General features: G+C 40.5%; 17 protein-coding genes and 1 tRNA gene. 9 read left to right on the forward strand and 9 right to left on the reverse strand.

The window, feature by feature from the left end; all coding sequences use genetic code 11:
- Window positions 1-514, reverse strand: a 514-nt coding sequence (locus tag NZ896_04790) for an ECF transporter S component (protein MCS7116772.1), incomplete at its 3' end; no start/stop codon positions are given.
- Window positions 515-691: 177 nt separating this feature from the next.
- On the opposite strand from NZ896_04790, the gene NZ896_04795 reads away from it, so the two are divergent.
- Window positions 692-1,216: an acylphosphatase gene (locus tag NZ896_04795; protein ID MCS7116773.1), complete on the forward strand. Its 525-nt coding sequence runs from the start codon at window positions 692-694 to the stop codon at window positions 1,214-1,216.
- A 178-nt stretch (window positions 1,217-1,394) separates the two neighbouring features.
- Here NZ896_04795 and NZ896_04800 read toward each other — a convergent pair whose 3' ends face one another.
- From NZ896_04800 to NZ896_04815, 4 genes are read right to left on the reverse strand one after another with little or no spacing between them, the layout of a single operon-like run.
- On the reverse strand, window positions 1,395-1,814 hold the full coding sequence (locus NZ896_04800; GenBank protein ID MCS7116774.1) for a 30S ribosomal protein S9: 420 nt from the start codon (window positions 1,812-1,814) through the stop codon (window positions 1,395-1,397).
- Between the two features lies 1 nt (window position 1,815).
- Window positions 1,816-2,271: a 50S ribosomal protein L13 gene (locus NZ896_04805; protein ID MCS7116775.1), complete on the reverse strand. Its 456-nt coding sequence runs from the start codon at window positions 2,269-2,271 to the stop codon at window positions 1,816-1,818.
- A complete protein-coding gene (locus tag NZ896_04810; protein MCS7116776.1) occupies window positions 2,261-2,620 on the reverse strand; it encodes a 50S ribosomal protein L18e in 360 nt (119 codons plus the stop codon). The genes NZ896_04805 and NZ896_04810 overlap by 11 nt, the downstream gene beginning before the upstream one ends.
- Window positions 2,613-3,254 (reverse strand): DNA-directed RNA polymerase subunit D, encoded by a 642-nt coding sequence (locus NZ896_04815; protein MCS7116777.1) that lies wholly within the window; start codon window positions 3,252-3,254, stop codon window positions 2,613-2,615. Before NZ896_04815 ends, NZ896_04810 begins: the two co-directional genes overlap by 8 nt.
- Before the next feature lie 317 nt (window positions 3,255-3,571).
- Between NZ896_04815 and NZ896_04820 the strand changes: the two genes are divergently transcribed.
- From NZ896_04820 to NZ896_04835, 4 genes are all read left to right on the forward strand, one after another.
- Window positions 3,572-3,838, forward strand: a complete 267-nt coding sequence (locus NZ896_04820) for a 4Fe-4S binding protein (GenBank protein MCS7116778.1) — start codon at window positions 3,572-3,574, stop codon at window positions 3,836-3,838.
- Window positions 3,839-3,843: 5 nt separating this feature from the next.
- Window positions 3,844-5,901: a 2-oxoacid:acceptor oxidoreductase subunit alpha gene (locus NZ896_04825; protein ID MCS7116779.1), complete on the forward strand. Its 2,058-nt coding sequence runs from the start codon at window positions 3,844-3,846 to the stop codon at window positions 5,899-5,901.
- A 5-nt stretch (window positions 5,902-5,906) separates the two neighbouring features.
- Window positions 5,907-6,446, forward strand: a complete 540-nt coding sequence (locus tag NZ896_04830; protein MCS7116780.1) for a 2-oxoacid:ferredoxin oxidoreductase subunit gamma — start codon at window positions 5,907-5,909, stop codon at window positions 6,444-6,446.
- 153 nt (window positions 6,447-6,599) lie between these two features.
- Window positions 6,600-6,845, forward strand: coding sequence for a hypothetical protein (locus tag NZ896_04835; GenBank protein MCS7116781.1), 246 nt, complete (start codon window positions 6,600-6,602; stop codon window positions 6,843-6,845).
- A 53-nt stretch (window positions 6,846-6,898) separates the two neighbouring features.
- On the opposite strand, the gene NZ896_04840 is transcribed toward NZ896_04835, so the two are convergent.
- Together NZ896_04840 and larA are read right to left on the reverse strand one after the other, a co-directional pair.
- Window positions 6,899-7,189 (reverse strand): GYD domain-containing protein, encoded by a 291-nt coding sequence (locus tag NZ896_04840; GenBank protein MCS7116782.1) that lies wholly within the window; start codon window positions 7,187-7,189, stop codon window positions 6,899-6,901.
- A 96-nt stretch (window positions 7,190-7,285) separates the two neighbouring features.
- Entirely contained in the window at window positions 7,286-8,524 is a 1,239-nt protein-coding gene (larA, locus tag NZ896_04845) for a nickel-dependent lactate racemase (GenBank protein ID MCS7116783.1), read from the reverse strand.
- 129 nt (window positions 8,525-8,653) lie between these two features.
- On the opposite strand from larA, the gene NZ896_04850 reads away from it, so the two are divergent.
- The 3 genes from NZ896_04850 (at window position 8,654) to NZ896_04860 (ending at window position 10,781) form a co-directional block, all read left to right on the forward strand.
- Entirely contained in the window at window positions 8,654-9,313 is a 660-nt protein-coding gene (locus tag NZ896_04850) for a lactate utilization protein (protein ID MCS7116784.1), read from the forward strand.
- A gap of 17 nt (window positions 9,314-9,330) precedes the next feature.
- Window positions 9,331-9,825 (forward strand): metallophosphoesterase, encoded by a 495-nt coding sequence (locus tag NZ896_04855; GenBank protein MCS7116785.1) that lies wholly within the window; start codon window positions 9,331-9,333, stop codon window positions 9,823-9,825.
- 74 nt (window positions 9,826-9,899) lie between these two features.
- On the forward strand, window positions 9,900-10,781 hold the full coding sequence (locus tag NZ896_04860) for a DUF362 domain-containing protein (GenBank protein MCS7116786.1): 882 nt from the start codon (window positions 9,900-9,902) through the stop codon (window positions 10,779-10,781).
- A gap of 29 nt (window positions 10,782-10,810) precedes the next feature.
- Here NZ896_04860 and amrS read toward each other — a convergent pair whose 3' ends face one another.
- Together amrS and NZ896_04870 are read right to left on the reverse strand one after the other, a co-directional pair.
- A complete protein-coding gene (gene amrS, locus NZ896_04865; protein MCS7116787.1) occupies window positions 10,811-11,890 on the reverse strand; it encodes an AmmeMemoRadiSam system radical SAM enzyme in 1,080 nt (359 codons plus the stop codon).
- Window positions 11,891-11,942: 52 nt separating this feature from the next.
- Window positions 11,943-12,785: a hypothetical protein gene (locus NZ896_04870; GenBank protein MCS7116788.1), complete on the reverse strand. Its 843-nt coding sequence runs from the start codon at window positions 12,783-12,785 to the stop codon at window positions 11,943-11,945.
- Between the two features lie 345 nt (window positions 12,786-13,130).
- Here NZ896_04870 and NZ896_04875 point away from each other — a divergent pair.
- Window positions 13,131-13,242 (forward strand) — tRNA-Val (locus NZ896_04875).
- Window positions 13,243-13,738: the final 496 nt, after the last annotated feature.

A 13,738-nucleotide genomic window follows, 5' to 3' on the forward strand; every position in this document is an offset into this window, starting at 1 on the left:
TAGATAGGCCAATAACGATGATCACAATACCGATAATCGTCGCTAATCCTATCCAAAATACCTGAGGGATGAAGAGTGTCATCGAGTAATATCCAACTATAGAGTGGCCGAGCGAGAATTCGACTTCACCGACATAATATTGAGTCCCGATCAACCATACGATCGATCCTAAGATCAAAGCGGCAGCGATTACAATTATATTCTTACAAAGTTTAGATAATCTCCCAAACCCTCTCTTGAATAAATATCCTACCACAAACCCTTCTGCCCCTTTAATTAATAGAGTACCTGGAGCAAAGTGAGGGTAGCCAAGGGCTAGATCGGCGATCATCGAACCTACACCTCCAGCAAAAGCACCTATCCATGGCCCCATCAGTAAAGCTGTAGTATATACCATTGTCTCACCTATGTTAAAGTACCCTTTCGTTGCAGGTACATAGACGCTGAAGACCATCGTTGCCATGGCTACGAACGCAGTAAAGATGCTAGTAGATGCCAAATCACGCTTACTCAACTTTTTCATTAACTCTTCACGAAATTAATACTTACGTATCTGCATATATAAGTTTCTGCCTATATATAGGCTAATATTAAGAGCTTATAATGAAGACAATCATAACAAACCGATTAAACGGATAAAGATCTTTTAATGAATAGTTTAATATAATTCCTTGAAGAAAAGAGTGTTAGAATGGAGAGGGCGAAGATAGTCGCTGAAGGTGATGTTCAAGGCGTAGGTTACCGCTACTATGTGAGAAGGTTAGCCTGGAGGCTAGATCTTAAAGGATATGTAACTAACTTACCAGATGGAAGGGTTGAGGTGGTAGTCGAGGGTGAAAAGAGCAAGATAGAGGAGTTTATAAAAGCGATAAATATAGTAAGACCACCAATAAACGTTACAAAGTTGAGTGTAGAATATCAAAAACCGACGGGTAAGTTTACAACCTTCAAGATAAAGACGGGTACATTGAGAGAGGAGCTGGTGGAAGGATTCTCGACGGGCGCATCGTACTTCGAAATCATGTTCACGAAGCAGGATCAGATGTTGGCGAAGCAGGATCAGATGTTGGCGAAGCAGGATCAGATGTTGGCACTTCAAAAGCAAACCCTCGATGAAGTAAAAGCTTTAAGAGCAGACTTAAAGACGATATTAGATGAGAGGCTTAAGGCAATAGAGCGTGATCTTACGCTCATTAAAGCAAAGTTAAATCTATAACATCATCTCATCAGAGGTTTTATCTTCGAAGAGATTTTTAAATCTACTATCTTTAAATTCAAGACGAATTTTAAATTTTAGATCGCCTTGACGTTTTGTATCCTTATGATAAGATACCACATTCGTTCGAGTAACAATATTATTTAAATTTTAATGGTAAAAAGAGTGTCTCTTGGCATCACCTGTACGATTTCTGCCTCCTCCTTCTCGGCCCAGGCCCTCCAAATTTTTTAGGCTCGGTCTGTCGAGGATCACCAGTTAAAAGATGCTTATCAAACTCCAAAATTCTTCGCTTCAAATCTTCATCTTTAAACCAACCTACGAGCGCTCTTGAAATCGCTATAGCAGCAGCTTCAGCCTGTCCCATAAATCCCCCACCTTTAACTTTAACATCGATATCCACCTTATCTCTCAAATCACCAGCCAGCTCCAACGGTGTCATAATTCTTTCACGCGCGATTTCAGGAGTAATGAGCTCAACGGGTACCGAATTTATCCTCACAACTCCTTTACCGGGCATGATCGCTGCCGTAGCTCTGGCCGTTTTTCGTGAACCCGAATAGAGTTCAAAAGCCTTTGTCTTCCTTGCTACAGGCATTTTACCCACCTTTCCAACCCAACTCTGATGCCAAGTCACTAAGCATCACATAGTAAGATAAAGGTTTCTTTGCCTTTGCATCTTCAAATGTGATCTTCTCCATAGACTCATATTTCTTTGGTACACCAACGTATACTCTTAACCTTTTTAATGCCTCTCTACCCTTATTCTTTCGTCGCGGTACCATACCTCGGATCATTCTTGTTAGTATTCGAGCGGGGTTTCTTGGGTGGAATGGTCCATACTTCGGTTGTACGACACTACTGATCTCTAACTTTTTTAACCATTCATTGATTACACTCCTCCTGTTGCCCGATATGAGAGATTTTTCAGCATTCACAACGATTACGCGATTCCCCTGAAGTAAAAGTTTTGCAACATGGGAGGCAAGTCTGCCGCAAATCGAATATTGTGCATCTACTACTATGGGGCAAGACCCTTTTGTATTACCCTCCAATCAGAATCACCCCACTCCCGTCAGGATACTTCTCTACAAATTCTAAAATGTGTAAAGCCTCACCTCCAGCCTTTAAGATCTTTCTCTTGGCAGACTCTGTAAAGCTATACGCACCTATAATTATACCATGATCTATCACACCACCGCCCAAAACTCTGCCTGGGACTAAAACTCTATCACCCTCTTTTGTTAGCCTAGAAATCTTGCCTATATTTACACATGGCCTTCTAGAACGGTGTTTAGATAAATATTCGGCAGCCACTTCCCAAATTTTATAACGACCTTTACTTGATGCCTTTCTTAATCGAAAGATGGTTTCAGTAAGAATCGGGTTGCGAATCTTAGCCATGATGCTCACTCACCTTATTGACAAATTCATTCAACTTACGCTCAAGAATCTCTATGGCTTTGATGAAGATCTCATAAGCGGGAATGGAACCTACAGACTCGATGAAGAGGATAAATTCATCATCTTTATCATCGACTGAGGTCAGTACAGACACGGTAGCTGGTTGCCACTTTGCATGCTCCTTACCTTTACCCAACCTTGCATAGGCTTCCAACTTCACTCTTTGGTTGGGAGCAAGTTTAAGGATAGGGATTGAATCACTTATGGGTACTACAGATTTATCTTCAGAAACCAATTCACCTGAATATACAGTTCTGGTCGAATCTTTAGCCTCTGCATCTAACACCAATAGAACACGACACTTTGGACAACCTAAAGCACTTTTACAATCGCATTCTTCAGGTAGTACGTATCTATTGAGATCGGTCTTTAACGGTATCATACCTAATCTATGGGCAATCAATTCATCGTACATAATCGAAGAATTTTCTATGATGACCACATCATCTATCGCCATCGTTGGTACTTCACTTATTGCGAAGCGCCTTATCGCATTCGCGTAACACCGCTCAATACCCTTTAATAAGACTTTGACCTTTTTCTCATCATACTCTAAGATACGAACTTCGACCATCCTTCATCACTCCACTATCTGTATTATGGCCAATATTGGTAACATGATGTTGATATAAACTAGAGGATAGTTTGAGCATCTTTAAATATTTATCACTACCAAAAGCTCAAAAATCCTCATGATATTTGCACATTTCTTATAAGGATATAAGGTTTATTTGTAAAAAATTTTCAATAATATTCTTCCTTCATCAGTAATAACGATAAGAATGTATAAATTTGATTATTTTTAATTAATTTTTCTTACAATTTGAAAAATTATCGATTTTTGTATACATTTTTATATTTGTGATTAACATAATATAATTTGAAAGATCAATGAGCGAAACTTTAGTAAAGGTTTATGAACAGAAAGAGGTCTCAAGAGGTCAGATACATATAATAGAAGATCGTTGCAAGGGCTGTGGATTCTGTATACACTACTGTCCCCATAATGTATTAGAAGCCTCCAAGGGATTTAATAAATACGGGTATCACCCGCCGATAGTGAAAGATATCTCGAAATGTACATTCTGTAAATTCTGTGAAGATATCTGTCCTGATTTTGCAATATTTATTGTGAAGAAGGAGAAGGAGGGGGAGTAAATTAGATGGTGGAAGAAGATGTGCTTACTGGAGAGCATTTTATGAGTGGTAATTTTGCGTGTGCTGAAGGTGCAATAGCAGCCGGTTGTAGATTCTTTGCCGGATACCCTATTACACCATCAACCGATATAGCCGAGCGAATGGCCCAAAGGTTGACCAAGTTAAATGGTATTTATATCGAAATGGAGGATGAATTGGGGTCTATAAATGCCGTATTGGGTGCGTCTTGTGCGGGTGTAAAATCTATGACGGCAACGTCTGGACCGGGTTTTTCTTTAATGATGGAGGGCATAGGTTTTGGTATAATGACCGAGACACCATGTGTTATAGTGAACGTTATGAGGGGAGGACCATCGACGGGTTTGCCCACTTTAGTTGGGCAAGGGGATGTGATGCAGGCAAGATGGGGCACACACGGTGTACATGAGCTCATCACGTTATCACCATCTTCTCCTCAAGAAATGTTCGATCTCACAATTAAAGCATTCAACCTTTCAGAACGATTTAGAGTACCAGTCATCTTACTAAGTGATGAAGTTGTAGGCCATATGAGTGAAAAAGTGATCATACCGAAGAAGGATGATATTCAAATATATGAGAGAAAGAAGCCAAGATTACCGAAGGAAGTGTACTTACCTTTTAAACCGGATGAAGATCTGGTACCTCCGATGGCAAATGCTGGCGAAGGTTATCATATACACGTTACAGGTTTAACACATGATGAGCGTGGCTATCCATCGGTAAATCCCGAAACTCAAGAGCGTTTAGTTAGGAGGCTCGTTGAAAAGATCAGAAATAATGCCGATAAGATTATAGATTATGAAGAAATTCAGGTGGAAGATGCGGATGTAATCGTTGTAACTTATGGTATTACTGCCAGGGTTGCGATGAAAGCGATAGAATTGGCGAGGAATGAAGGTATAAAAGCGGGTTTGTTACGTTTGGTTACGATCTGGCCCTTCCCGGAGAAGAGGATTAGAGAATTGGCGGAGAAGATCAAAGGTTTCGTCGTCCCTGAAATTAATTACGGACAGATCGCATTTGAAGTGGAGCGTTGTGCGATGGGTTTATGTGATACAGTAGCGGTACCGAAGATGGGAGGGGCGATTCACAAGCCGAGTGAGATAGTAGATGCAATTATAGAAGTCTCCAAGTCTAAAAAGATACATTGTAATGGGAAACCTTCTCCATTAAGGTTTATTTATAAACCATTACAGGGAGGGGGTATAGGAGCATCGACTCAAAGGGTCATTGAGGTACATCCAAAGGACAAATACTTAAGGAGTGATCGGCTACCACACATCTTCTGTCAAGGTTGTGGTGTCGGTATAGTGATCAATTGTTACGTTAAAGCATTAGAAGAAGCCGGATTGGATAGAGATAAAGTTGTAGCAGTTTCTGGAATAGGTTGTACAGGGAGGATTCCAGGATACTTAAAGTTAGACTCATACCATACCCTACATGGTAGATCCATACCTTTTGCAACCGGTTTAAAGTTGGCCAATCCGGAGTTAAAGGTTACAGTATTCGGTGGTGATGGTGACTTATTTGCTATAGGAGCGAGCCACTTCATTCATGCTGCACGAAGAAATATCGATTTGAATGTTATATGTATCAATAACTTCAATTATGGTATGACTGGTGGTCAATCGGGCCCAACTACACCATTCGGTGCAAAGACTACAACTACACCGTATGGAAATATCGAATACCCATTCAATCTGCCCTATCTAGCTGCGGCTTCTGGTGCTGTATATGTAGCAAGATGGACGACCTTTCATGTTAGGCAGTTAAGGCGATCCATGATAGAGTGTTTTTCAAAGAAGGGCTTCTCCTTCATAGAAGTGATCTCTCCTTGCCCTACAGGTTATGGAAGGCCAAATAAGATCGGTGACGGATTGGCTCAGATGGAATACTTTAAAGAAAATGCGAAGATAAAGCATGGTGCAAACCCGATCGAAGCGAATATTGAATTAGGAAAGACGTTCATCATCGGGAAATTTTTAGATATCGAAAGGCCCTCCTTTATCGATGTGTATAATCGAACATTTAGGGGGGCGTGAATGTTATGAAATGGGAGGTTAGATTCGCAGGTTTTGGTGGGCAAGGGATAATATTATCAGGCTACATATTGGGAAAGGCGGCATCGATATACGATAAAAAGAATGCAGTCTTAACTCAAAGCTATGGCCCTGAAGCTAGAGGTGGGGCATGTGTTGCGGATGTAATAATATCTGATGAGAGGATAGGCTATCCGAAGATCGATGCACCAGATGTTTTAGTGGCGATGTCACAGGCAGCTTACCATACCTATGCAAAGAGTGTGAAGAACGATGGTTTGATATTGATCGATAGTGATTTGGTGAAAGCACAAGAAGTGAAGAACCTCTATTCAGTACCTGCAACCCGCATCGCCGAAGAGCTCGGTAGAAGAATGGTTGCCAATATCTTAATGTTAGGTTTCTTTACCGCTGTAACGAGAATCGTCAGCTATGATGCGATGAGACAATCGATTCTTACATCGGTCCCAAAGGGTACTGAAGAGTTGAATATAAGGGCTTTTGAGAAAGGCTACGAATATGGAACGACGATCTTCAAAAAGGTTTGACTACGTTTATCCATACTCGAAATCGTTAGATAATAAAGAATGTTACAGCTGAATCTAAATGACTTATAACAAGCAAATAAGTAAAAAGTTTTTATTTTTGATGTGAATTAAAAGTAGATTTTGAATAACCATAACCGATTGGGATGAAATATTATGAAGTGTGTAAAGTGTGGAAGCTCCTATATAAATTACATGAATGTTTGCTTAATGTGTGGAACGGAGCAGCCTCGTGTAACCTATCCACATAGAAGCCATCGTTTAAGTAAAGAAGAGAGAGAAAGTTTAATTGCAGAGATCAAGGAAGGTAAGAGCCCCAAGGAATTGGCAGAAAAGTACCATGTGAACCACAGCCTTATATCACATTTAAGGAAGAAGTTGGGGATGAAGGTTGATGGATGAATTGGATAAAAGGATCTCAGAGTAAAAAGAGGAAAAGGGGGTTTACTGGGGTTTTACTTTCTCTTGATTTTCGAAATAAACTCACTTACCGGGAGCGCAGGCATACTCATAATCTTCACTGTACCTCTCGATGATAACTCTGTCGAGATGCGAAATATGGTATCATTATCTGGCGCCTCTAACACGTTAACGAAATCATAGGGCCCTAATACCGCATACTGGTATAGTACCTTAGCACCCATATTCTCAATCTCCTTATTTACTTCGAGGATTCTTTCTGGCCTCTCCTTAATCGTTTTACTACCTTCAGCCGTAAGAGTGGAAAGGAGGATGTAGATCGGCATATTCCCTCTATTTATACATAAACACATCTATTATATAGAGATATCTAGGAGTCCTAACAGAATTATGAAATTATCATCATATTAATGGATGGTGACTTATGATTTTAAAGAATCAACCTTCGATATTTGTATAGTTGCGTACGGATAAACAGCGACCTTCAATCTTTTATTTCCATGCTTCGATTTGAGCTCCTTAAGGACACTTTCAAAGCTTTTAAACCAGTATGAATTCAATCCGAAGTACTGATGATCGATCAATGAATCATGAGGTGCTACGACATAGATCTTATCGAGCTTGCTAACTTTATTCAATTTACTCGTATATAGGCCCGGGCGCCACCCTCTACCACCGTAATCTGTACCAAACCTTCCGCTGTAATAGTGCCCCCTCTGTCCCTCTGGTGTATGGATTAATACTACCAAATCCCCTCCCTCCTTTAAAGACCTTTCCGCAATATCGAATACTTTGTACGCTTCATTCTCCATCGGGTAACCATTCACTATAACGATATCTGCATCTATCGTTTCAGTCAAATAATGCTTCCTTGCCATCTTCACACCCTCTCTATGTGCAGCTATCGGATCGCCACAGACCAGATCGCAACAATCACGGTTCGGATTTACCAATACATTGACGATAAAGTCAAGGCCTGCCATGCGCATAGCTTCTTCCGCATCCAACCTTCTTGAATTCTCCTCAATACAGCCGACACCTACTCCCTTCTTAATTTCGTTGTGATTATGAACTATAGTATCGATAGATGAAACCCCTGGAAGTATAATCTTACCCCCACCACCAAAACCAAAGCTCAGATGGGGCAATATGCAACCCAATCCTATCTTAAGATCACACTTCATAACCTCTTTATTGATGTAGACTGGTGTGCCATAGGATGTTTTGCCAAGAAATACATGATTTTCAAAGACGTTATGATTGAATACATTATACCTCTCTGGTATTTCCTCACCTAACTTCTTTTTAATGTCATCGAGCCTCATCCAATGGTGCGCACCGATCGCCATTACGAACCGAATATTTTCATCCTTCATCCCACCATCATGTAACTCTTTTAATATATGGGGGATCAGTTGGTATGCTTTTGTAGGTCTTGTGAGGTCATCTACAATTATCACACACTCTTTTCTGTTCCTCGCCAACTCATGCAACGGTTCAGATTTTATCGGCCTCATCAATCTTTCATATATCTGCTCATCGGTTAAGCGAGGGGCATCGTGCCCCATCATTCTACACATATGGACTTCCCACTCTTCAGGTAGCTCGATATTTATTTCATAATCGCCGTACCATGCGTAAACAGGAAGTTTTACGATCATTATTAACATCTTCTATTCTTAGATGTTTATTACTTTTTTGATAAATAGTAAATTCTTATAGATTGCATCTTATCTGCAAAAACTCGAATACATAAAGTATATTAACATGTAAAATTTGATAAATAAAATATGTTGGAAAGATTTTACGAAGCAAAGGTATGGTATAATGAAAAGATCGTTGAAACCACGCTAAAGAACTTAACGAAGAATGGTTTCAATGTGCTTTATGTACCGAAGAAGGAAGACGCGTTAAAGAAGATTCTCGAGATGGTCCCAATAGATGCTAAGGTAGGGGTTGGAGGTTCTCTTACTATAAGAGAGATGGGTTTGATCGAGGCTTTAAAGAATCGTGGGAATATAGTCCTAGATACGTGGCAGCCGAATCTTCCTAAAAAGGATGAGCTGGAGATGAGGCGCAATCACCTAACTTCAGATGTCTTCATATCGAGTACCAATGCATTGACGATCGATGGAAAGTTGGTGAATATCGATGGTGTTGGAAATCGAGTCGCGGCGATGATCTTTGGGCCGAAGAAGGTTATTGTGGTCGCAGGTATAAATAAGATTGTAAAAGATGTGAATGAAGGTATCAAGAGGATTAGAGATTTAGCAGCACCTCTAAATGCTAAGCGCTCCAATAGAAAGACACCATGTGCACTCACGGGCTTTTGTGACGAAGAGAATTGTGAACCACCAGATAGAATCTGTAAAGTAATTACGATAATCGAAAGGAAGCCCACAGAGACCGATACTACACTTATACTGGTGGGTGAACCCCTAGGCTACTAGCATAGTGAAGTTTCGATTTGCTCATCGGTCTAATATCTGATACTCATGATAACATTTCAGCGATAGAAGAAGCGGTAAGGCGATTTAATGAGAGGAATGTAGGGCTCGTTCTACACTCTGGCGATTACAACTCTCCATTCACTGCCAAATTCTTCAAACCTTTAAAGTGCCGATTGATCGGTGTATTTGGCAATATCGATGGCGAGCGTGAACTACTCAGAGCGCGCTATTCAGAAATAGGTGCTGAAATTAGAGGCGATTTTACAGAGATCGAGGTTAATGGTCTGAAGATCGCTCTCTTACACGGGATCCATCAACCGATCATCATCGCATTGGCAAAGAGCGGTAATTACAATGTAGTTATCCATGGACATACCCACAATCAAAGGTACGAGAAGGTCTATGAAACTTTTATCATAAATCCGGGGGAGGCGTGCGGATATCTTACGGGAAGAAGGTCCATAGCGATACTCAATACAGAAACATTAAATGTAGATTTTATCACAATTTAACTTATTACTCATCTAATTACTCGTAACTCACAATGGCAAGGCTTAAGAGTTTGTAAACTCGATATCTATTTGCAATGGTAGTAGAGGTCTTCGTACTGAAGGTCGATGATGATATAAACACAGTAGTTCATGAAGCTTTAGAAAGATTGAGGTGGAGAGATGTCATTGGGCAAGAGAGTGTGGTTTTGATAAAGCCGAACCTCTTAACTATGCCAAAAAGGGGCATCACCACAGATATGGATCTTCTAAGAAGTGTGATCAATATAGTTAAAGAGAGGGCAAAGAGGGTGATCATCGGAGAGACAGACTCTACTGGTAGAACCTTCGATGAAATAATCGATACACTCGATAAATCGAATTTGAATTGTGATATATTGAACCTCAGTAGAGATGAAACATTGATCGTAAATGGTAATCATGGTAATTACAACTTACCAAAGTTAGTGTTTGAATCTCATTTGATCAATCTGCCAGTATTAAAGACTCATACTTTAACGAAGATTACGGGTGCAATAAAGAATCTATTCGGATTGATTCAGGATAGAGATAAAGAGTCTCTTCATTGGAAGATCGATGGAGTCCTAGCAGATCTTTATGAGATCCTTCAACCCAAACTCAATATCTTAGATGCCATCTATTCTATGGATGGTAATGGACCTATCTATGGAAGGGTTAGGTATACTGGATTTATCATGGCATCGAGAGATGCTCTAGCTTTAGATTGTGCTGCATGTGAATTGATCGGATTGGATCCGAAGGGTGTGGACCATTTAAGAATCGCCATGAGTAAAAGGGCGCTCGAATATAAAGTAGTGGGAGAGGTAGGAGATTTAGAAAGATTAAAAGATTTTAAAATTCCAAATACAACGTTCGATAAATTTAGCGCTCAACTGTTAAGGTATTACAATGTAAGAAGGGTGCTTAGACCGATCGTTAAATGGTTTATGAAGGGATGATTTGGTTATTTGAGATTGAATTAATTGAATTAAAAGTAAAACCTTCTACTCACCGTACCTTTGCCGATGATCGGTATCTGCCCTCCACAATTTGGGCATTTATTGTCTGATGTAACGAGATAGTTGATCACACTCATACCATAGCGCTTGATCAGAAGTTTACCACATCTTGGACAGTAAGTATTCTCATATCGATGGCCTGGGACATTGCCAATATAAACATAGTTCAAACCCTCTTCTTTACCGATTCGCCAAGCCCTCTCCAAAGTTTCAACGGGCGTTCTACCTCTGTAAAGGCCGAACTCTAAAGCTTTGTACGCAGGGTAGTATTGGGTGACGTGCCAAGGCGTATTCTCTCCCAAATCCCTTCTAATTCTATTGGCGATACTCCTTAAACATTCCTCATCATCATTCACTCCAGGTATGATCAAGGTCGTTATTTCGATCCAGATCCCCAACTTCACCGCTTCTACACAATTCCTCCACACTCTATTCACATCCACACCACAATACTTCTTTACAGCCTCTTCATCACCTTTAATATCGATATTCATAGCATCCAGCCCATACTCCTTTAACAGCCTTAGAGCTTCTAAACTCATGTACCCATTCGTTACGAATGTATTGTAAAACCCCTCTTCTCTCGCTATGGCAAAGACATCTAACGAATATTCGAGAAGTAGAGTAGGTTCATTGAATGATATACTCGTCCCTTGGCAACCCACTTCCCTCACAGCCCTTACGAATCCCTTTGGTGAAAGATAATTACTTCTGTTAAGGTTAGGTGGATATTTGCTGATTCCATAATTTTGGCACCAAGGGCAGGTAAAATTACACGACCAACTACCGATCGTTAAAGCATAGCTACCGGGCCAGAAGTGAAAGAATGGTTTCTTCTCGATCGGATTTGCACTGATCGATGAGATATCGCCATACTCGAGTGTGTAAAGCTTACCATCTATATTCTTCCTCGTTTTGCAGAACCCGAGTTGATTGGGAGCGATTTCACAGAATCTTTCACAGGTTTTACATCTAACCCTATCATCGATCTTCTCATAAAGTAGCGCTTCTCTAATGCATGGATTATTCATAACAAATTCATCTTTCAACTCTTCATCTTCTATTTTTCCATTCTTTTATCTACTTAATCTACTTTAGATTCTATCCACCTTCCAACCCCAGTATGAGTTGGTGAAGGTCTATTGCGATATTCTCACCTATGTAACCTCCCTCGAGAACTCCGAATACCTCCATACCCAAATTCCTTACCTTCTTACCGATCTCTTTATAGCAGTTCGGTGTTAAACCTAAAGAAGCGAGGTCTCCTTCATGAGCATCGAATCCTGCCGAAATACCGACGATTTCTATACCCTTTAAATCGATCTGGCTCAAGGCTTTATCGAGCGTCTTCAAATAAAGTGCATCACCAGCCCTTGCAGGTAATGGGAAGTTAAGACAGTTACCTTCCGATTCGTAACCTGTACCGGGATATATCGAGACCCTATGTAGAGAGATGAACTTCACCTTCGGATCTCCTAAGAAGATCTCTTGAGTCCCATTCCCATGATGGCCATCTATATCCAAGATCAAGGCGGGTTTATCGAGATATTTGATGGCGATGGCCATATTGTTGAAGTAACAGAAGCCGAGTGTCGGTGCACCGAGGGCCCTACCATTCCTACCGGCGTGATGGCCGGGAGGCCTTAATAGTGAAAAACCCCTCTCCTTCGCCGCTAATATAGCCCCACCGGCCGAAAGACTTGCGTATCGAAAGATATCTTTACCACCGGGAGTATCGGGATCGAAGTAACCACCCCTCTTGACCCTCTCCAACCACTCCTTCGTATGAACCTTTAAGATATCCTCTTCCGAGGCCGGCTTCGGTTCTATAAATATGTAACCATAACCCTTAAGAATTTCAAAAGCTTCCCTCACCCTCTCAGGACTTTCGATGTGTCCGAAGTAAGAGTACTCTAAGCACTTTTCTGAAAATACGATCTTCATCTTACACCTCCATAATTATCCCTTAAGTTAGATTTTAACCCTTCTAAGAGTCAGTTGAGTAATATGATTGTAACACCGATTCGATAAGGTAAATCAGGGGTTAGAATTATTCGGGCTATTAGGCTATTAGGCTAGAAGCACCCCATTATAAACGGATGATGATCGTTTCATAGACGCCTTAGTGCCAAAAACTCAGAAAATTTCTCTTTTTTAAAATCTGACACCAAATCCGATGCAAAATGTTTTACCACTTCATGCTTTGTAATTGCTTTCAATCATGGTTTGATACTATCTTTACCATAATGCTTTAATGAAGGGAATCGATATATCTTCAGTTGGTCAGTTGGGCCGGTCGTCTAGCATGTATAAGTAAAAGATGCTTATACATGGATAGTCTGGTTAGGACATCGCTCTCACACAGCGAAGGTCGGCGGTTCGAATCCGCCCCGGCCCACCATCTCATTGGGCTTTTAGTCGATGTAGTCGATTAGTAGATTTGGTACAAGGCTTTTATGGTAACAATTTTGCTTTGTACGTTGTTAAGCTTGAATCGAATTCTTTCGTCTCTTCATTTTCGGCCTTAAAAATCAAAAAGGGTTTTATTCGTCGAATCTACAACCATTTTGGGTGCGAGTAACCTATAACCTATAACCTATAATTTCTGCTCCGAAGTCCATTATCTAACCTTAAGGACTCTAACAGGATGCTTACCTATGGCCTATTGCCTATTGCCTCATCTTAACCTCTTAACATCTTAACCTTCAACATCTCCTATTTGATCTCTTTCGGCTCCTTTGGTTGAGTTTATCAAAACTTTTCCATTATTCGATGTTAGAATCCTCTACTGTAGCAAGATGGTTTTGGAAAAACCAAAATACGACCTTCCTATAGAGTTAATCATCGGGTGTGAGGGCTTTTGATCTTCTTTCAGATATTGGAAGAGTCGTTAAGAA

The organism is Nitrososphaerales archaeon (genome assembly GCA_025058425.1).
In the GTDB taxonomy this organism is placed as follows: Archaea; Thermoproteota; Nitrososphaeria; order Nitrososphaerales; family JANXEG01; genus JANXEG01.

What these genes read in the sequence shown, in the direction of transcription:
- NZ896_04795 (MCS7116773.1), top strand. Translation starts at nt 692, where the DNA reads ATGGAGAGGGCGAAGATAGTCGCTGAAGGTGATGTTCAAGGCGTAGGT.
- NZ896_04800 (MCS7116774.1), bottom strand. Translation starts at nt 1,814, where the DNA reads ATGCCTGTAGCAAGGAAGACAAAGGCTTTTGAACTCTATTCGGGTTCA.
- NZ896_04810 (MCS7116776.1), bottom strand. Translation starts at nt 2,620, where the DNA reads ATGGCTAAGATTCGCAACCCGATTCTTACTGAAACCATCTTTCGATTA.
- NZ896_04815 (MCS7116777.1), bottom strand. Translation starts at nt 3,254, where the DNA reads ATGGTCGAAGTTCGTATCTTAGAGTATGATGAGAAAAAGGTCAAAGTC.
- NZ896_04820 (MCS7116778.1), top strand. Translation starts at nt 3,572, where the DNA reads ATGAGCGAAACTTTAGTAAAGGTTTATGAACAGAAAGAGGTCTCAAGA.
- NZ896_04825 (MCS7116779.1), top strand. Translation starts at nt 3,844, where the DNA reads ATGGTGGAAGAAGATGTGCTTACTGGAGAGCATTTTATGAGTGGTAAT.
- NZ896_04830 (MCS7116780.1), top strand. Translation starts at nt 5,907, where the DNA reads ATGAAATGGGAGGTTAGATTCGCAGGTTTTGGTGGGCAAGGGATAATA.
- NZ896_04835 (MCS7116781.1), top strand. Translation starts at nt 6,600, where the DNA reads ATGAAGTGTGTAAAGTGTGGAAGCTCCTATATAAATTACATGAATGTT.
- NZ896_04840 (MCS7116782.1), bottom strand. Translation starts at nt 7,189, where the DNA reads ATGCCGATCTACATCCTCCTTTCCACTCTTACGGCTGAAGGTAGTAAA.
- larA (MCS7116783.1), bottom strand. Translation starts at nt 8,524, where the DNA reads ATGATCGTAAAACTTCCTGTTTACGCATGGTACGGCGATTATGAAATA.
- NZ896_04850 (MCS7116784.1), top strand. Translation starts at nt 8,654, where the DNA reads ATGTTGGAAAGATTTTACGAAGCAAAGGTATGGTATAATGAAAAGATC.
- NZ896_04860 (MCS7116786.1), top strand. Translation starts at nt 9,900, where the DNA reads ATGGTAGTAGAGGTCTTCGTACTGAAGGTCGATGATGATATAAACACA.
- NZ896_04870 (MCS7116788.1), bottom strand. Translation starts at nt 12,785, where the DNA reads ATGAAGATCGTATTTTCAGAAAAGTGCTTAGAGTACTCTTACTTCGGA.